Origin of the sequence: Phaeobacter sp. JH204B (assembly GCF_048055755.1) — a bacterium.
In the GTDB taxonomy this organism is placed as follows: Bacteria; Pseudomonadota; Alphaproteobacteria; order Rhodobacterales; family Rhodobacteraceae; genus Phaeobacter; species Phaeobacter bryozoorum.
Map to the genome: position 1 here is coordinate 1 of NZ_JAYMXF010000005.1, position 15,327 is coordinate 15,327.

Genomic DNA, 15,327 nt, shown 5'->3' on the forward strand with positions numbered 1-15,327 from the left:
ACCACCGACGTGACCGGCACCGTGACCCTGCCCGAGGGTACCGAGATGGTTATGCCCGGCGACAACCTGAAGTTCGACGTTGAACTGATCGCACCGATCGCGATGGAGCAGGGCCTGCGCTTTGCGATCCGCGAAGGTGGCCGCACCGTCGGCGCCGGCGTTGTGTCGAAAATCACCGACTAAGGTCGAGTTCCCAACGGAAACTCTGGCCTGTGGTGAGTGGTGGTTTTCCGCAGGGAAATCACCGAGAGCCACTCAGGTGAGAAAATAGAAAGGCCGCTCCAACCGGGGCGGCCTTTTTCTATGTGGCGCGAGGCTCTTCGGGAGTCGGTAGCCCTGATGCTGCGCCTTGAATTGCGCACGCATAGGTGGCTAAGAGGGTGTCAAAATCACGCCATAATAGTTTCACATTCCAAGCGTTTTCCTCCGCCAAGAAAGGGGAAAGCTTTTAGGGAGTTCTTTGAATGGGACGTTTAATTTATTTGTTTCTGATCGCCCCTTGGTGGGTATACGCAGCTGCTGCCGCAGGTTTCTTGTATTTGAGTGAGCAAGTTTATCAGAACGAGTTGAAAGAACAGGCCGATGCCACAGCTGCGTTGGCCCAGCCGATTCCGGGCCGGGTGGATTTGTCTGCTTTTGACAGGCAGAGCGATGTCGGTCTGGCGGACGAGGTTCACATTGGTGGGTGGATCAATACGAATTTCAATTATCATCTTCGCAAGACCAAGAAAGGCAGCGTCCGCACAGAAGGGTATATGTATGTGCTGCAAGGCGCCGCTGACACTTCGAGCACTAAACAGGTCCGTGCCATTATTTTGATGTCGGAGCGTGAGAAAGCTGATTTCATCAGCCGAATCTCCGAGTTTCAGGTCCCTGGTAAGCTGGACGAGACTGGGCATTCGTACTTTGCGTTCAATGGTGTGAGCACCAATGCAGGATCTTTTTCAGACCTTGTTAACGATGCCTTCAAAGAACAGGGGCTGACGAAGGGCCCGGACTTCATAGTCGTCGAGCCTTTTTGGGAAGGCCGGGAAAAGGGATTGACCTATGCGGGCGATCCTCAAAGGTTGCGCGGGAAGTTGTGGAAGCTTTCCGGCGTTCTGCTTGTACTGGCAGCGATCAAATTCGGATTGGCTCGCCGTAGCAAGCAGCGGCAGAGCGAACGGGACGCTGCCAGTGTCGAACGGGCAATCTTCGCCAGTTCTCCCATCGCCAGTGCTGGCGAGAAAGGTGCCCGGTTTGGCAGGCCGGACCCTGGAGTGTCTCAGCCGAAAACGTTGCGCCAGACTGCAGCAAGAGTGCAGAAAACGTTACCTGAGCGGTCCAGTCCTGAACTGCAGTCCGAGGAAGAAGGGGAGGCCCATGGATTGGCAAAAGCAGGGTTTATGCAGCGATTTACCCAGGCGTCCAGAAAATCCCAGATGATCCTCTTGGGGATGGTTTTTATTCTTCCGTTTTGCGTAATGAAACCCGCCTTTGGAGGGATGGTTCTGCCTGTCGCGTTTATGGTCTACATCTACTGGTCAATTGGCGCGAAGGCTGCGTCATCTGTACGGGAGGCGTTGGAGGAGGTTGGCCTTCTCAAACCCAGAATCTCCCGCTTAGCAAAGCAGGACCCTTTCAGCCGACTGGAAGCCCAAGCAAGGAATTTCCGATAGCGCAAGTCAGGGCGGTTGGCCTGACTGCCCTAACTATCTGGACAAGATGATAATCAAACCCCAAACCCGTCGCCCGTCCCAAACGCAAACGTATCGGTGCGGAACCCCTTGCCACACACGGCTATCAGGCGTATACGGCGCCATCCCGCACTGCGGGGCAAAGGCGGGGTGATTCCCGCCTTTTGGGTTCGATGAGGGTGCGCGGTGGTCGCTTGCCCTCCTCTCAACCCCAACGCCTGAAAAAAAGGCATGACTATGCAAAGCCAAAATATCCGTATCCGGCTGAAGGCATTCGACTTCCGCGTACTGGACGCCAGCACGCAGGAAATCGTGAACACTGCCAAGCGGACCGGCGCGCAGGTGCGCGGCCCGATCCCCCTGCCGAACAAGATTGAGAAATTCACCGTTCTGCGTGGCCCGCACGTTGACAAGAAATCTCGTGACCAGTTCGAGATCCGCACCCACAAGCGGCTCCTGGACATCGTTGATCCGACCCCCCAGACCGTGGACGCGCTGATGAAGCTCGACCTCGCCGCTGGTGTGGACGTCGAAATCAAGCTGCAATCCTAAGATCGGAGGGTAAACATATGCGCTCTGGTATTATCGCAAAGAAAGTCGGCATGACCCGGCTGTTCCTCGAAGACGGCAAGCAGGTTCCTGTGACCGTTCTTCAGCTGGACGGCCTGCAAGTGACCGCACAGCGCACCGAGGAAAAAGACGGCTACACCGCCGTTCAGCTCGGCGCAGGTTCGGCCAAGGTCAAGCGCGTCTCCAAAGCCATGCGCGGCCACTTCGCAGCAGCGAAGGTTGAGCCCAAGCGCAAGCTGGTTGAGTTCCGCGTGCCTGCGGACGCCCTGATCGAAGTGGGCGCGGAAATCTCCGCCGAGCACTTCCTGGAAGGTCAGAAGGTAGACGTGACCGGCACCTCCATCGGTAAAGGTTTTGCCGGTGCGATGAAGCGCTGGAACTTCGGTGGTCTGCGCGCCTCGCACGGTGTGTCGATCTCCCACCGTTCCCACGGTTCGACGGGTCAGTGTCAGGATCCCGGCAAGGTTTTCAAAGGCAAGAAAATGGCCGGCCACATGGGTGCTGCCCGCGTGACCACTCAGAACCTTGAAGTCGTCAAGACCGACGCCGATCGTGGCCTGATCATGATCAAAGGCGCCGTTCCCGGCTCCAAAGGTGGCTGGGTCACCGTCAAAGACGCCGTGAAAAAGAAAGCCCCCGAAGGTCTGCCTTTCCCGGCAGCTCTGAAGTCGGCTGCAGCGGAAGAAGTCTCCGCGGAAGGTGGTGAAGCATGAAACTTGATGTGATCAAACTGGACGGCGGCAAAGCCGGCGACATCGAGCTGGATGCAGAGCTGTTCGGCCTAGAGCCGCGCACCGACATCCTGCACCGTGTGGTTCGCTGGCAGCGTAACAACGCGCAGGCCGGTACCCACAAGGTCAAGACGCGGTCCGAGACCTCCTACTCGACCAAGAAGATCTATCGCCAGAAGGGCACCGGCGGCGCACGCCACGGTGACCGTAATGCGCCGATCTTCCGCAAGGGTGGTGTCTACAAGGGTCCGACCCCGCGTTCGCACGGCCACGAGCTGACCAAGAAATTCCGCAAGCTGGGTCTGCGCCACGCGCTGTCCGCCAAGGCAAAAGCGGGTGAACTGGTCGTTATCGAAAACGCCGATTCCGAAGGCAAGACCGCCGCTCTGGCCAAACAGGTCAAGGACCTGGGCTGGAAGCGCGCGCTGGTCATCGATGGTGCATCCGTGAACGAGGGCTTCGCCCGCGCCGCGCGCAACATCGAAGGTCTGGATATCCTGCCGACAATGGGCGCAAACGTCTATGACATCCTGAAGCGTGACACCCTGGTGCTCACCAAAGCAGGTGTCGAAGCACTGGAGGCTCGCCTGAAATGAGCGCGAAGGCAGAACACTACGACGTGATCCGCAAGCCGATCATCACCGAAAAAGCAACCATGGCATCCGAAACCGGTGCGGTGGTCTTTGAAGTGGCGATCGACTCCAACAAACCCCAGATCAAAGAAGCCGTTGAGGCGCTCTTTGGTGTGAAGGTCAAAGCGGTCAACACCACCATCACCAAGGGTAAGGTCAAGCGTTTCCGCGGCCAGCTGGGCAAGCGTAAAGACGTGAAAAAAGCCTACGTCACCCTGGAAGAAGGCAACACCATCGACGTGTCCACCGGACTCTGAGATCTGTTTGTCTGAGCATTAAGAAGGCCCCTGCGAAAGCGGGGGCCTTTTTCGTTGGTGAATACTGCGAAGGTCAGCGCCTGACCCAGGGTGGGCATGATGCGCCCTCCCGTTTGGCCGAAGGCAAACCTGCGGTTTGACGGGCCGCTGCCCGGCCCGAGGTCGAGCGACAGGTGGCGCAGAAATCGAGCCGTGGCGCTAGCGTAATGCTGAAAGCATGCCTGTGGTATGACCCGCCCACCCCCGGTGGGGCGCACTTTCTGGTGCCGTGAAACGCCTTAAAAGTGTGACCTTGATGTGAGCGCAATTTTAGGGGTAGATCTATGTATTAGGTAACCCCCTAGCTGCTTTGCGCACTTTACTGGGCGAAGGCTAAACAAAGAATGCAAATGGAGACACGACTTGGCAGATCTAATTCCTGCGTCCAATGTAGAACTGATGACTTCTTCCGGCGTCCCAGGGATGATGCAGAAGATACGCCCGCAGTGGCAAGCTAAGTCATTGATTCAACGTGTCAACCGCCTTCTTTCCGTTGACCCGAGCAGTGCGTGCCAGCGGCTATTCAACGCTGCTATCCACGATTTACGCGAAAAGATCATTATTGCAGGAAGTGATATTGCAAAGGAAGCGGCTGACCAGTTCAAATTGCCTCCCATTCGAAAAGATGAAGACATTGAAGATTACCCCACGGCTAAGTTAATCGACCTTGCATACCGAATGGGTTTGTTGACGCGACCTGAATGGAGGCGCGTTTGCCGGAGTTACGAGATCCGTAGGGACTTGGAACATGAGGATGATGAATATGAAGCGGGCATTGAGGATTGTGTCTACATCTTCTCGACCTGCATTGAAGTGATTTTATCTGCGGATCCGGTCAATCTGCTCAAGATCGTCGATGTGAAAGAAATTGTAGAGCAGGGTACACAAGTATCAGCTGGGGAAGAGCTGTTGTCGGACTTTGAGCGAGCGCCGCAGCCTCGACAGCTCGAAATTCTAAAATTCTTGGTTAGTATTGCTCTCGACAAAAAGCAGTCTGACATTATCCAGCAGAATGCGTTTACGTTCCTCAACTCCCTACGGGCGCGTTCAGCTAACCCAGTATTGGTAAATGTTGCGAACGAGTTTCAGTCCAGAATCGGAAGGAATGGCTTGGACGAGCGCCATGCTCGCGTTGCTACTGCTTGCGGGGCCATGCCTTATCTGAAACAGTCAGCCAGACGGGATCTTTTTGTCGCCTATTGTGATCGCCTCAATGAGGTTGGTACGGGCTGGGGAGGCTACGATCAGCACGGTGACCTTCTACGCAAGTTTAGAGAACTAGGGGGCTTTGCGGCCTGTCCAGAGCCGCCGAAGAATGAAATTCTGAGGTGGATGGTGTTGACGTTTATTGGGACCAGAGGGGGCAGAACCTCTTACGGAAATATCCGGCATGTTTTTTACAGTAATACCGCCGCCCCCCTGATCTCTGATATTTTCAGTGAAGAAGCAGCGGTTATTCGGGAACCCCTCTTGGCTCTCCGGCAGGAAGAAATAGTTGCAGAACGTATCGGCAATCAACATATCGCGCGTAGATTCGAGCAGTTGGTTGATTTGGTCGAAGGCTGAATGTCCGTGTTTGTCAGTCGAAGCCACTAGCCCCATTGCCACCCCTCCCAACCTCTGCTAAGCCGCACCAATCCTGACGACCCCGGATTCGCTCCGGGGTTATTACGTTTGTCAGGATGTTCGAACCTGGGGACCTTCGGGGCCCTATAATCTGGCCACCCTAGTAGGGCGTCTCATTGTGGGACAACCGGGCGGGGGGCTTACACATAGCGGGCCCAAAGACAAAAACCTAAGGGTCTGCACGCTAAACGGAAGACAGAAAGCATGGCACTCAAGTCGTATAAGCCGACGACGCCGGGCCAGCGTGGGCTGGTTCTGATCGACCGTTCGGAGCTTTGGAAAGGGCGTCCGGTCAAATCTCTCACTGAGGGTCTGACCAAATCGGGCGGCCGGAACAACACCGGACGGATCACTTCACGTCGTCGTGGCGGCGGCGCAAAGCGTCTCTACCGGATCGTTGACTTCAAACGGAACAAATTTGATGTCGCGGCAACCGTTGAACGGATCGAATATGACCCGAACCGGACCGCATTCATCGCGCTGATCAAATACGAAGACGGCGAGCAGGCCTATATCCTCGCTCCGCAGCGTCTGGCAGTTGGTGACAAGGTGATCGCATCCGCGAAGGCCGACATCAAGCCGGGCAACGCAATGCCGTTCTCGGGCATGCCGATCGGTACCATCGTTCACAACATCGAAATGAAGCCCGGCAAAGGCGGCCAGATCGCCCGTGCAGCCGGTACTTACGCTCAGTTCGTTGGTCGTGATGGTGGCTACGCTCAGATCCGCCTGTCCTCGGGCGAACTGCGCCTGGTTCGTCAGGAATGCATGGCCACCGTTGGTGCCGTCAGCAACCCCGACAACTCGAACCAGAACTTTGGTAAAGCCGGCCGTATGCGCCACAAGGGCAAGCGTCCTTCTGTGCGTGGTGTGGTTATGAACCCGATCGACCACCCGCACGGTGGTGGTGAAGGCCGTACCTCCGGTGGTCGTCACCCGGTGACACCCTGGGGTAAGCCGACCAAAGGCAAGCGTACCCGCAACAAAAACAAAGCGTCGCAAAAGCTTATCATCCGCTCGCGCCACGCCAAGAAGAAGGGACGTTAACATATGTCTCGCTCTGTATGGAAAGGCCCCTTTGTCGATGCTTACGTGCTGAAAAAAGCCGAAGCAGCGCGCGAGTCGGGCCGCAATGAAGTCATCAAGATCTGGTCGCGCCGCTCGACGATCCTGCCCCAGTTCGTGGGCCTGACGTTTGGCGTTTACAACGGTCAGAAGCACATCCCCGTCAACGTCTCGGAAGACATGATCGGTCAGAAGTTCGGTGAATATTCGCCGACACGGACCTACTACGGTCATGCTGCGGACAAAAAAGCGAAGCGGAAGTAAGTCATGGGCAAGGCAAAAAATCCCCGCCGCGTGGCAGACAACGAAGCAATGGCAAAACTGCGCATGCTCCGTACCTCCCCGCAGAAACTGAACCTCGTCGCCGCTATGATCCGTGGCAAGAAAGTTGAGAAGGCTCTGACCGACCTGACTTTCTCCAACAAGCGGGTCGCACAGGACGTGAAGAAATGCCTTCAGTCCGCCATCGCGAACGCCGAGAACAACCATAACCTGGACGTCGATGAACTGATCGTTGCCGAGGCTTATGTGGGTAAGAACCTGACCATGAAACGCGGCCGTCCTCGTGCCCGTGGCCGGTTTGGCAAAATCCTCAAGCCGTTTTCGGAGATCACCATCAAGGTGCGTCAAGTTGAGGAGCAAGCCTAATGGGACATAAAGTCAATCCGGTCGGCATGCGCCTTCAGGTCAACCGCACCTGGGACAGCCGTTGGTACGCCGACACCAAAGACTATGGTGATCTGCTGCTGGAAGACCTGCGCATCCGTGATTTCATCAAGGAAGAGTGCAAGCAGGCAGGCATCGCCCGCGTGATCATCGAACGCCCCCACAAGAAGTGCCGTGTGACCATTCACACCGCACGTCCGGGCGTGATCATCGGTAAAAAAGGTGCTGACATCGAAGTGCTGCGCAAGAAGCTCGCCTCGATGACAGACTCGGAACTGCACCTCAACATCGTTGAAGTCCGCAAGCCCGAGCTCGACGCACAGCTGGTTGGCGAGTCCATCGCTCAGCAGCTGGAACGTCGTGTGTCCTTCCGTCGCGCGATGAAGCGTGCCGTGCAGAACGCCATGCGTATGGGCGCCCTGGGTATCCGGGTGAACGTTGCAGGTCGTCTGGGTGGTGCTGAAATCGCACGGACCGAATGGTACCGTGAAGGTCGTGTGCCGCTGCACACGCTGCGCGCCGACATCGATTACGCTCACTCCGAAGCCATGACCCCTTACGGGATCATCGGGATCAAAGTCTGGATCTTCAAAGGCGAGATCATGGAACACGATCCTCAGGCGCGTGACCGTAAAGCACAGGAACTCCAGGACGGTCCGGCACCTCGCGGTGCAGGCGGTCGTCGCTAAGGAGGAGATGACATGCTTCAACCAAAGCGTACTAAATTCCGCAAAATGCACAAAGGCCGGATTTCCGGCGAAGCAAAAGGCGGTTCGGACCTGAACTTCGGCACCTATGGCCTGAAGGCAACCACTCCTGAGCGTGTTACCGCGCGTCAGATCGAGGCTGCCCGTCGTGCCATGACCCGCCACATGAAGCGTCAGGGTCGTGTCTGGATCCGCATCTTCCCGGATACCCCGGTTACCTCCAAGCCCGTCGAAGTTCGTATGGGTAAAGGTAAGGGCTCCGTGGATTACTGGGCTTGCAAAGTGAAGCCCGGTCGCGTGATGTTCGAGATCGACGGCGTCAATGACGAAATCGCACGCGAGGCCCTGCGCCTGGCCGCGATGAAGCTGCCGGTCAAGACCCGCGTCGTAGTTCGCGAAGACTGGTAAGCGGCGGCGCTCTTGCGCATCCGATGAGAAAACAAAAAGCCCCCGCCGAGCAATCGGTGGGGGTTTTCTTATGTGCCTTCGGCGTAGAATGATTTGTCCGCCCCGGCGGCGGGCGGTCAGGCTAGCGATATTTTGCGGCGGTGATGAACTCTCCGAAGGCCTCACACCAGATCACCACGGTGGTGTAATCCTCGATGTTGATCCCTTCGGGGATGGGCAGGATCAGCCCGTCGAACATCTTCACATCGCCAATCCGCGCCGACGCGGCCTTGATCGCCTCGAACCCGGCCTCATCCTCAACAAACTCTGGCGTCAGGTAGAGTTTGTAGTCCGGTCCCGGTGACAGCTCGCCCATATGGGTGATCTGCTGCGGCGACAGGCTGATGCTGCCGGTGCCCCAATGCAGGAAATCGCTGCCGACCAGATCGCGGCTGAAACTGCCGGTAAAGCGTGCTCCCTTGGCGCTTTCGCTCAGGGTTGCGGCATCCGGGCTCTGCGGCGCGGTCAGGATTGGCAACATATAGATACCCAACGCAAATCCGAACGCCAGCGCGATCCCATGGCTCAGCAGTCTCAATATCCAGCGCATGTTCTGCTCCTCATCCTGGGTGAGGCCAGCTTATGGGCGGGCGCGGTGAAAAGGGAAGGGGGCAGACCTATCTTGTCCGGCAAAGCATCTCGTACTCACCCTGATGTTGCGCTAAAGGACAGATATGGCACAGATAGATTCCCTCTTTGTAACCCGTCTCTACCGCGCAGCCCTGTCCGAACACGGACCAAAGGTTGATGCCGGTGAACTTGAAAACTCCTGCTTCGTGATCGCTCAGGATGATGAAGCCGGTCAGGATTGGTGCGAGGAGAACAGCTATCCCGGCTATACCTCCTATGCCTCGCTGACCGATCTGCCGTGGCGCTTCCCGATTTTTGCCGATCTGGTGAAGTCGCTTGATCTTCATGTCGCGGCCTTTGCCAAGGATCTGGAGCTGGATCTGGACGGGCGTGCGTTGGTTCTGGAGGATCTCTGGATCAACATACTGCCCGAGGGCGGCACCCACGCCAGCCACATCCACCCTCATTCTGTGATCTCCGGCACGACCTATGTGTCGATGCCCGAAGGCGCGAGCGCGCTGAAGCTGGAGGACCCGCGCCACGCCATGATGATGGCGCATCCCCCGCGCATGAAGGACTGCCGCCAGGAGCTGAAGACATTTGTCTACCAGTCACCCGCCGTCGGGGATGTGCTGCTGTGGGAAAGCTTCATCCGCCACGAGGTGCCGATGAACATGGCCGAAGACGAGCGCGTTTCGGTGAGCTTTAACTACCGCTGGGAGTGAAACTTGGGTTGCACTTGCAGCGCGTGCAACTATGCAGGGCACACAACCCAAGAGGATGGCTGATTAAATGAAATCAATTCTAGTTCTTGCTTCTGTATCCCTAATGGCGCTGTCTGCTTGCGTTGATTCTGAGAAGGCAGCGATGCGACGTGCGTCTCTCATTGCGCAGGTTTTTCCTAACCCGGCTGATCGAACGGGCATCCATCTGGCTTTCCCTGTGGGCTCATCCTTGGAGATCATCTACTTCAAGAACGAAGTCAGCTCTAACGCTATTGATCGTCGTGTCGCGGGCTATTGCGAACGCATCGGTAAGCCCGTCTTAACCGTGTATAAGGCCCCGAAGGCGAGCGTCGCGACTTTGGCAAATGGAACGCAGCGACCCGCGACGACAATCTGGTATGACTGTGACTAAACTGTGAGTTCCCTTTGCCCCACCCTCATTCCAGTTGGGGCTAAATTCAAATGACGAACGGTAAGTAAGCCAGATGTACGATCACGCGGCAATCGAGCTTCTTGCCCGTGAGCAAGTCGTTCACGCCACTCACGCCCGCATTGCGCTAACGCTGACTGAGGTGATCGTCATTGTGCTCTGCGCGCCACTGGCTCTAGTGATCTGGCTGTTCATCCATCGTGCCTTTCGCTCGGTCACCTACATCATCACCACACAGCGCGTGCTGATTGTCGAAAAGCAAGGCATTGCCGATCAGATCCGCATTCAGGATATCCAGCGAGTTCGGGCGAGGCGGCACGCGATGGTGATTTCTGGAATGGGGAAACGCCTGTGGCTTGCGCGGCTCCAAAGCGGGTGGCAATTTGACACGATCTTAACGCGGGTTCGCGAGCTGCGCTAAGGGGCGCGACCGGGTACCAAAGGGTGTCGCAAACTTCACCCTTGCCCCGACCGTCTACCTCCTGTAAGTGGACCCATCGCCTGACCCCTGTCCCGCGTGGATTTGGGGCTGGTGATTCTTTTTGCCGCGTCTTTCGGCGCGGTGTGACATAACCCACCAGGTTCAAAGGTGACCCATCTCGGGGCCTTCTGGTGCTTAGGACAAGGAACAAAGGCGATGAACGCCAATGATCTGCGCGAGAAAACCGTGGATGAACTCCGCGATACCCTCGCATCCCTGAAAAAAGAGAGCTTCAACCTGCGTTTTCAGCAGGCAACCGGTCAGCTGGAATCGACCGCAGGCATCAAGGCGGCCCGCCGCAATGCTGCACGCGTCAAAACCATCCTGAACGAAAAAGCTGCTGCTGCAGCTGAATAAGGAGCTTCTCGAATGCCCAAACGTATCCTGCAAGGCGTTGTGACCTCCGACGCTAACGCACAGACCGTCACCGTTTCCGTTGAGCGCCGCTTTACGCATCCGGTTCTGAAGAAAACCATCCGTAAGTCCAAGAAGTACCGGGCTCACGATGAAAAGAACGCTTTCAAGGTCGGCGATTCCGTACGCATCATCGAGTGCGCGCCGAAATCGAAAACGAAACGCTGGGAAGTTCTGGAAGCCTAAGAGTCTCATCTCGAGACTCCTGGCGACTAGACTTAACAGTTAGTCGAAACCCTGGGGGATTACGCCACGCATCGGCGCCCCAAAGGTCGGGAGAAACCACATGATCCAGATGCAAACAAACCTGGATGTTGCTGACAACTCCGGCGCTCGCCGAGTTCAGTGCATCAAGGTTCTGGGTGGTTCCAAGCGTAAGTACGCATCCGTTGGCGACATCATTGTCGTCTCGGTCAAGGAAGCCATCCCGCGCGGCCGCGTGAAAAAAGGGGACGTCCGCAAGGCCGTCGTCGTACGCACCGCCAAAGAGGTCCGTCGTGAAGACGGTACCGCAATCCGTTTTGACCGCAATGCAGCTGTCATCCTGAACAACAACAACGAGCCCGTAGGTACCCGTATCTTTGGCCCGGTTGTTCGTGAGCTGCGCGCGAAAAACTTCATGAAGATCATCTCGCTCGCTCCGGAGGTGCTGTAATCATGGCTGCTAAACTCCGCAAAGGCGACAAGGTCGTCGTGCTGGCCGGCAAGGACAAGGGCAAAGAAGGCACCATCGCCTCCGTTGACCCTAAAGCCGGCAAAGCCATCGTTGACGGTGTGAACATGGCAATCCGCCACACACGTCAGACCCAGTCTGACCAGGGTGGCCGTCTGCCCAAGGCACTGCCCATCCAGCTGTCGAACCTGGCCCTGCTGGACGCAAACGGCAAAGCAACCCGCGTTGGCTTCCGTATGGAAGGTGACAAGAAAGTGCGCTTCGCCAAAACCACGGGGGACGTGATTGATGCTTGATAACGCAACCTATACCCCGCGTCTGAAAGCTCTCTACAAGGAAACCATCCGTGGCGCCCTGAAAGAAGAGTTCGGCTACAAGAACGACATGATGATCCCCAAGCTGGACAAAATCGTTCTGAACATCGGCTGCGGCCGTGCTGCCGTTAAAGACAGCAAGAAAGCCAAGTCTGCTCAGGCTGATCTGACCGCAATCGCGGGCCAGAAGGCACTGACCACAGTGGCAAAGAACTCCATCGCCGGCTTCCGCGTTCGCGAAGGCATGCCGATGGGCGCAAAGGTGACTCTGCGCGGCGACCGGATGTACGAATTCCTCGACCGTCTGACCACCATCGCGATGCCCCGTATCCGCGACTTCCGCGGCGTGTCGGGCACGTCTTTTGACGGCCGTGGCAACTATGCCATGGGTCTGAAAGAGCACATGGTCTTCCCTGAGATCGACTTCGACAAGATCGACGAAGCTTGGGGTATGGACATCGTGATTGCCACCACCGCGAATACCGACGCGGAAGCAAAGGCGCTGTTGAAAGCTTTCAACATGCCCTTCAATAGCTAAGCGCGGGAAGGAAGAGACATGGCTAAGAAAAGCATGATCGAACGCGAGAAGAAGCGCGAACGCCTGGTGGCAAAATACGCCGCAAAGCGTGCCGAGCTGAAAGAAATCGCAAACGACGAATCTCGCCCGATGGAAGAGCGCTTCAAGGCGCGCCTCGACCTGGCGAAACTGCCGCGTAACTCGTCGGCAACCCGTCTGCACAACCGCTGCCAGCTGACCGGCCGTCCTCACGCTTACTACCGTAAGCTGAAGATCAGCCGGATCGCACTGCGGGAACTGGGCTCGAATGGCCAGATCCCCGGCATGGTGAAATCGAGCTGGTAAGGGAGAGACTGATATGAACGATCCTATCGGCGATATGCTCACCCGTATCCGTAACTCGCAAATGCGCGGCAAATCCACTGTCATGACACCGGCTTCCAAGCTGCGTGCATGGGTTCTGGATGTGCTGAAGCAAGAGGGTTACATCCGCGGTTATGAGTCTGCGACTGATGCAAAGGGCCACCCGGCTCTGGAAATCAGCCTGAAATACTTCGATGGCGAACCTGTCATTCGTGAACTGAAGCGGGTCTCCAAACCCGGTCGTCGCGTTTACATGGGCGTCAATGACATCCCGTCGGTCCGTCAGGGCCTGGGTGTGTCGATTGTCTCCACCCCCAAGGGTGTGATGTCGGACGCAAGCGCACGCGCAGCCAACGTTGGCGGCGAAGTGCTCTGCACCGTCTTCTAAGGAGGCCCCACGATGTCCCGTATTGGTAAAAAACCGGTCGAACTTCCCAGCGGCGTAACTGCTTCTGTGTCCGGCCAGACCATCGAAGTCAAAGGCCCGAAAGGCGCCCGCAGCTTCACCGCGACCGACGACGTCACCCTGACTGTTGATGACAATGTCATCAAAGTGGATCCCCGCGGCAAATCCAAGCGCGCGCGCCAGCAGTGGGGCATGTCCCGCACCATGGTCGCGAACCTGGTTGCAGGCGTGACCACCGGCTTCAAAAAAGAGCTGGAGATCCAGGGTGTGGGTTACCGGGCTCAGATGCAGGGCAACACCCTGAAGCTGAACCTGGGCTACAGCCACGACGTTGATTTCACTGCCCCGGAAGGTGTCACCATCACCGCACCGAAGCAGACCGAAATCGTTGTCGAAGGTAATGATCAACAACTCGTTGGCGAAGTTGCGGCCAAAATCCGCGACTGGCGTCGTCCCGAGCCCTACAAGGGCAAAGGCATTCGCTACAAAGGCGAGTTTATCTTCCGCAAGGAAGGCAAGAAGAAGTAAGGACCAGCAAAATGGCAAACAGCAAACGTACCCTGTTTCTGAAGCGCCGGCTGCGCGTCCGGAACAAGCTTCGCAAGGTCAACGCAGGCCGTCCGCGCCTGTCCGTACACCGTTCGAACAAGAACATCTCTGTTCAGCTGATCGACGACGTACGCGGTGTGACCCTCGCTTCGGCATCGACCCTGGAAAAAGACCTGGGTCACGTTGGCAAGAACAACGTCGAAGCAGCTACCAAAGTGGGTTCGGTTATCGCCGAGCGCGCCAAGGCGGCTGGCGTCACCGAGGCCTATTTCGATCGTGGCGGCTTCCTGTTTCACGGCAAGGTGAAGGCTCTGGCCGACGCTGCGCGTGAAGGCGGCCTGAAGATCTAAGGATCTGTGCGCCTCGGTTCCGGCAGTCGTCGGGTCCGGGGCATACACCCAAAGTCAAAGTGGGTGGCGTTCGCGCCATCCCGATGATCCGGGGGCGGGCCGATCCGGTCCTAACCCACCTGGATTGAGTTCAAGTCAGGCGCTTGTCGTCAGAATGAAAAGGATTGCCTCATGGCAGAACGTGAAAATCGCCGTGGCCGTGGCCGCCGCGAAGAAGAAACCCCGGAATTCGCCGACCGTCTGGTCGCGATCAACCGGGTGTCGAAAACCGTAAAAGGTGGTAAGCGCTTCGGCTTCGCCGCTCTGGTGGTTGTTGGCGATCAGAAAGGCCGCGTCGGCTTTGGTAAAGGTAAAGCGAAAGAGGTCCCCGAGGCCATTCGTAAAGCCACCGAGCAGGCCAAGCGTCAGATGATCCGCGTGCAGCTGAAAGAAGGCCGCACCCTGCATCACGACATGCACGGCCGTCACGGCGCAGGCAAAGTTGTCATGCGCACCGCACCGGAAGGTACCGGTATCATCGCAGGTGGTCCTATGCGTGCCGTCTTCGAAATGCTCGGCGTCAAAGACGTTGTTTCGAAGTCGATCGGTTCGCAGAACCCCTACAACATGATCCGCGCCACCATCGACGGTCTGAAAAAAGAGCAGTCGCCCCGTTCGGTTGCTCAGCGTCGTGGCAAAAAAGTCGCCGACATCCTGCCCAAGCGGGATGAAGCCCCTGCTGCTGAAGCAGAAGCGTAAGGAGACGGACACATGGCAAAAACCATCGTCGTTAAGCAGATCGGCTCCCCGATCCGCCGCCCCGCAGACCAGCGCGCAACCCTCGTTGGCCTGGGCCTGAACAAGATGCACAAGACCCGCGAACTGGAAGATACCCCTTCCGTACGTGGTATGGTCAACAAGATCCCGCATCTGGTTGAGATCATCGAAGAGCGCGACTAAGCGCTCTCTCGTATGAGCCAAACAAAAGAAAGCGCCCCGATTTCGGGGCGCTTTTTTGTTGCAGAGATCAATTTGGGAGGAGGGGGTATCTATCTGATCCGCCGGGAGAGAGGCCCCCGGCCATCTGGACTGTCGGTTTTCAACATCAGCGATGATCACCGGATCCGCGATGGCACAGAC

At 57.1% G+C, this 15,327-nt stretch carries 26 protein-coding genes and 1 pseudogene; 26 read left to right on the forward strand and 1 reads right to left on the reverse strand.

Going from position 1 to position 15,327, the window contains the following annotated elements; translation table 11 throughout:
* From tuf to rplP, 12 genes and pseudogenes are all read left to right on the forward strand, one after another.
* A pseudogene (tuf, locus tag VXL81_RS01765) lies at positions 1-183 on the forward strand (elongation factor Tu); the annotation flags it as partial.
* Positions 184-464: 281 nt separating this feature from the next.
* Entirely contained in the window at positions 465-1,658 is a 1,194-nt protein-coding gene (locus tag VXL81_RS01770) for a hypothetical protein (RefSeq protein WP_416538154.1), read from the forward strand.
* 255 nt (positions 1,659-1,913) lie between these two features.
* Positions 1,914-2,228 (forward strand): 30S ribosomal protein S10, encoded by a 315-nt coding sequence (gene rpsJ, locus VXL81_RS01775; RefSeq protein WP_008563081.1) that lies wholly within the window; start codon positions 1,914-1,916, stop codon positions 2,226-2,228.
* A gap of 17 nt (positions 2,229-2,245) precedes the next feature.
* Positions 2,246-2,959: a 50S ribosomal protein L3 gene (gene rplC / locus VXL81_RS01780; protein WP_102870588.1), complete on the forward strand. Its 714-nt coding sequence runs from the start codon at positions 2,246-2,248 to the stop codon at positions 2,957-2,959.
* Positions 2,956-3,573, forward strand: a complete 618-nt coding sequence (rplD, locus tag VXL81_RS01785; RefSeq protein ID WP_340546591.1) for a 50S ribosomal protein L4 — start codon at positions 2,956-2,958, stop codon at positions 3,571-3,573. Before rplC ends, rplD begins: the two co-directional genes overlap by 4 nt.
* Positions 3,570-3,866, forward strand: a complete 297-nt coding sequence (locus VXL81_RS01790; protein ID WP_102849743.1) for a 50S ribosomal protein L23 — start codon at positions 3,570-3,572, stop codon at positions 3,864-3,866. The genes rplD and VXL81_RS01790 overlap by 4 nt, the downstream gene beginning before the upstream one ends.
* Positions 3,867-4,268: 402 nt before the next feature.
* Positions 4,269-5,471 (forward strand): hypothetical protein, encoded by a 1,203-nt coding sequence (locus VXL81_RS01795; RefSeq protein WP_416552719.1) that lies wholly within the window; start codon positions 4,269-4,271, stop codon positions 5,469-5,471.
* Between the two features lie 264 nt (positions 5,472-5,735).
* Positions 5,736-6,578: a 50S ribosomal protein L2 gene (gene rplB / locus VXL81_RS01800; RefSeq protein ID WP_008561157.1), complete on the forward strand. Its 843-nt coding sequence runs from the start codon at positions 5,736-5,738 to the stop codon at positions 6,576-6,578.
* Positions 6,579-6,581: 3 nt separating this feature from the next.
* The gene (gene rpsS, locus VXL81_RS01805; protein WP_005980699.1) at positions 6,582-6,860 is read left to right on the forward strand and encodes a 30S ribosomal protein S19; all 279 of its coding nucleotides are present in this window, start codon (positions 6,582-6,584) and stop codon (positions 6,858-6,860) included.
* Between the two features lie 3 nt (positions 6,861-6,863).
* A complete protein-coding gene (gene rplV / locus VXL81_RS01810; protein ID WP_340546592.1) occupies positions 6,864-7,244 on the forward strand; it encodes a 50S ribosomal protein L22 in 381 nt (126 codons plus the stop codon).
* A complete protein-coding gene (gene rpsC, locus VXL81_RS01815; protein ID WP_024095828.1) occupies positions 7,244-7,951 on the forward strand; it encodes a 30S ribosomal protein S3 in 708 nt (235 codons plus the stop codon). The genes rplV and rpsC overlap by 1 nt, the downstream gene beginning before the upstream one ends.
* Before the next feature lie 12 nt (positions 7,952-7,963).
* On the forward strand, positions 7,964-8,377 hold the full coding sequence (gene rplP, locus VXL81_RS01820; RefSeq protein WP_416552721.1) for a 50S ribosomal protein L16: 414 nt from the start codon (positions 7,964-7,966) through the stop codon (positions 8,375-8,377).
* A 121-nt stretch (positions 8,378-8,498) separates the two neighbouring features.
* Here the strand turns inward: rplP and VXL81_RS01825 are convergent, their stop codons facing one another.
* Entirely contained in the window at positions 8,499-8,966 is a 468-nt protein-coding gene (locus tag VXL81_RS01825) for a DM13 domain-containing protein (RefSeq protein ID WP_416552723.1), read from the reverse strand.
* 124 nt (positions 8,967-9,090) lie between these two features.
* On the opposite strand from VXL81_RS01825, the gene VXL81_RS01830 reads away from it, so the two are divergent.
* From VXL81_RS01830 to rpmD, 14 genes are all read left to right on the forward strand, one after another.
* Positions 9,091-9,711 carry a TIGR02466 family protein gene (locus VXL81_RS01830; protein ID WP_416552725.1) on the forward strand — a complete coding sequence of 207 codons (621 nt, stop codon included), beginning with the start codon at positions 9,091-9,093 and terminating at the stop codon, positions 9,709-9,711.
* 67 nt (positions 9,712-9,778) lie between these two features.
* Positions 9,779-10,123 (forward strand): hypothetical protein, encoded by a 345-nt coding sequence (locus VXL81_RS01835; protein ID WP_416552727.1) that lies wholly within the window; start codon positions 9,779-9,781, stop codon positions 10,121-10,123.
* A gap of 73 nt (positions 10,124-10,196) precedes the next feature.
* On the forward strand, positions 10,197-10,562 hold the full coding sequence (locus tag VXL81_RS01840) for a hypothetical protein (RefSeq protein WP_416552729.1): 366 nt from the start codon (positions 10,197-10,199) through the stop codon (positions 10,560-10,562).
* A 216-nt stretch (positions 10,563-10,778) separates the two neighbouring features.
* Entirely contained in the window at positions 10,779-10,979 is a 201-nt protein-coding gene (rpmC, locus tag VXL81_RS01845; RefSeq protein ID WP_014876000.1) for a 50S ribosomal protein L29, read from the forward strand.
* A gap of 12 nt (positions 10,980-10,991) precedes the next feature.
* Positions 10,992-11,222 carry a 30S ribosomal protein S17 gene (gene rpsQ / locus VXL81_RS01850; protein WP_005621877.1) on the forward strand — a complete coding sequence of 77 codons (231 nt, stop codon included), beginning with the start codon at positions 10,992-10,994 and terminating at the stop codon, positions 11,220-11,222.
* Between the two features lie 100 nt (positions 11,223-11,322).
* Positions 11,323-11,691, forward strand: a complete 369-nt coding sequence (gene rplN, locus VXL81_RS01855; protein WP_005621870.1) for a 50S ribosomal protein L14 — start codon at positions 11,323-11,325, stop codon at positions 11,689-11,691.
* A gap of 2 nt (positions 11,692-11,693) precedes the next feature.
* Positions 11,694-12,005 (forward strand): 50S ribosomal protein L24, encoded by a 312-nt coding sequence (gene rplX / locus VXL81_RS01860; RefSeq protein ID WP_014875998.1) that lies wholly within the window; start codon positions 11,694-11,696, stop codon positions 12,003-12,005.
* Positions 11,998-12,561 (forward strand): 50S ribosomal protein L5, encoded by a 564-nt coding sequence (rplE, locus tag VXL81_RS01865; protein WP_340546596.1) that lies wholly within the window; start codon positions 11,998-12,000, stop codon positions 12,559-12,561. Before rplX ends, rplE begins: the two co-directional genes overlap by 8 nt.
* 18 nt (positions 12,562-12,579) lie before the next feature.
* A complete protein-coding gene (gene rpsN / locus VXL81_RS01870; protein ID WP_008561382.1) occupies positions 12,580-12,885 on the forward strand; it encodes a 30S ribosomal protein S14 in 306 nt (101 codons plus the stop codon).
* A 13-nt stretch (positions 12,886-12,898) separates the two neighbouring features.
* Positions 12,899-13,291 (forward strand): 30S ribosomal protein S8, encoded by a 393-nt coding sequence (rpsH, locus tag VXL81_RS01875; protein WP_014875996.1) that lies wholly within the window; start codon positions 12,899-12,901, stop codon positions 13,289-13,291.
* Positions 13,292-13,303: 12 nt separating this feature from the next.
* The gene (gene rplF, locus VXL81_RS01880) at positions 13,304-13,837 is read left to right on the forward strand and encodes a 50S ribosomal protein L6 (protein ID WP_340546597.1); all 534 of its coding nucleotides are present in this window, start codon (positions 13,304-13,306) and stop codon (positions 13,835-13,837) included.
* Between the two features lie 11 nt (positions 13,838-13,848).
* On the forward strand, positions 13,849-14,208 hold the full coding sequence (gene rplR / locus VXL81_RS01885) for a 50S ribosomal protein L18 (RefSeq protein ID WP_340546598.1): 360 nt from the start codon (positions 13,849-13,851) through the stop codon (positions 14,206-14,208).
* A 171-nt stretch (positions 14,209-14,379) separates the two neighbouring features.
* Positions 14,380-14,946 (forward strand): 30S ribosomal protein S5, encoded by a 567-nt coding sequence (rpsE, locus tag VXL81_RS01890; protein WP_340546599.1) that lies wholly within the window; start codon positions 14,380-14,382, stop codon positions 14,944-14,946.
* 12 nt (positions 14,947-14,958) lie between these two features.
* Positions 14,959-15,147: a 50S ribosomal protein L30 gene (gene rpmD / locus VXL81_RS01895; RefSeq protein WP_008559881.1), complete on the forward strand. Its 189-nt coding sequence runs from the start codon at positions 14,959-14,961 to the stop codon at positions 15,145-15,147.
* Positions 15,148-15,327: the final 180 nt, after the last annotated feature.

Bases quoted from the DNA above. Each gene is read 5' to 3' on its own strand.
- VXL81_RS01770 (WP_416538154.1), top strand. From the start codon at position 465: ATGGGACGTTTAATTTATTTGTTTCTGATCGCCCCTTGGTGGGTATAC.
- rpsJ (WP_008563081.1), top strand. From the start codon at position 1,914: ATGCAAAGCCAAAATATCCGTATCCGGCTGAAGGCATTCGACTTCCGC.
- rplC (WP_102870588.1), top strand. From the start codon at position 2,246: ATGCGCTCTGGTATTATCGCAAAGAAAGTCGGCATGACCCGGCTGTTC.
- rplD (WP_340546591.1), top strand. From the start codon at position 2,956: ATGAAACTTGATGTGATCAAACTGGACGGCGGCAAAGCCGGCGACATC.
- VXL81_RS01790 (WP_102849743.1), top strand. From the start codon at position 3,570: ATGAGCGCGAAGGCAGAACACTACGACGTGATCCGCAAGCCGATCATC.
- rplB (WP_008561157.1), top strand. From the start codon at position 5,736: ATGGCACTCAAGTCGTATAAGCCGACGACGCCGGGCCAGCGTGGGCTG.
- rpsS (WP_005980699.1), top strand. From the start codon at position 6,582: ATGTCTCGCTCTGTATGGAAAGGCCCCTTTGTCGATGCTTACGTGCTG.
- rplV (WP_340546592.1), top strand. From the start codon at position 6,864: ATGGGCAAGGCAAAAAATCCCCGCCGCGTGGCAGACAACGAAGCAATG.
- rpsC (WP_024095828.1), top strand. From the start codon at position 7,244: ATGGGACATAAAGTCAATCCGGTCGGCATGCGCCTTCAGGTCAACCGC.
- rplP (WP_416552721.1), top strand. From the start codon at position 7,964: ATGCTTCAACCAAAGCGTACTAAATTCCGCAAAATGCACAAAGGCCGG.
- VXL81_RS01825 (WP_416552723.1), bottom strand. From the start codon at position 8,966: ATGCGCTGGATATTGAGACTGCTGAGCCATGGGATCGCGCTGGCGTTC.
- VXL81_RS01830 (WP_416552725.1), top strand. From the start codon at position 9,091: ATGGCACAGATAGATTCCCTCTTTGTAACCCGTCTCTACCGCGCAGCC.
- VXL81_RS01835 (WP_416552727.1), top strand. From the start codon at position 9,779: ATGAAATCAATTCTAGTTCTTGCTTCTGTATCCCTAATGGCGCTGTCT.
- VXL81_RS01840 (WP_416552729.1), top strand. From the start codon at position 10,197: ATGTACGATCACGCGGCAATCGAGCTTCTTGCCCGTGAGCAAGTCGTT.
- rpmC (WP_014876000.1), top strand. From the start codon at position 10,779: ATGAACGCCAATGATCTGCGCGAGAAAACCGTGGATGAACTCCGCGAT.
- rpsQ (WP_005621877.1), top strand. From the start codon at position 10,992: ATGCCCAAACGTATCCTGCAAGGCGTTGTGACCTCCGACGCTAACGCA.
- rplN (WP_005621870.1), top strand. From the start codon at position 11,323: ATGATCCAGATGCAAACAAACCTGGATGTTGCTGACAACTCCGGCGCT.
- rplX (WP_014875998.1), top strand. From the start codon at position 11,694: ATGGCTGCTAAACTCCGCAAAGGCGACAAGGTCGTCGTGCTGGCCGGC.
- rplE (WP_340546596.1), top strand. From the start codon at position 11,998: ATGCTTGATAACGCAACCTATACCCCGCGTCTGAAAGCTCTCTACAAG.
- rpsN (WP_008561382.1), top strand. From the start codon at position 12,580: ATGGCTAAGAAAAGCATGATCGAACGCGAGAAGAAGCGCGAACGCCTG.
- rpsH (WP_014875996.1), top strand. From the start codon at position 12,899: ATGAACGATCCTATCGGCGATATGCTCACCCGTATCCGTAACTCGCAA.
- rplF (WP_340546597.1), top strand. From the start codon at position 13,304: ATGTCCCGTATTGGTAAAAAACCGGTCGAACTTCCCAGCGGCGTAACT.
- rplR (WP_340546598.1), top strand. From the start codon at position 13,849: ATGGCAAACAGCAAACGTACCCTGTTTCTGAAGCGCCGGCTGCGCGTC.
- rpsE (WP_340546599.1), top strand. From the start codon at position 14,380: ATGGCAGAACGTGAAAATCGCCGTGGCCGTGGCCGCCGCGAAGAAGAA.
- rpmD (WP_008559881.1), top strand. From the start codon at position 14,959: ATGGCAAAAACCATCGTCGTTAAGCAGATCGGCTCCCCGATCCGCCGC.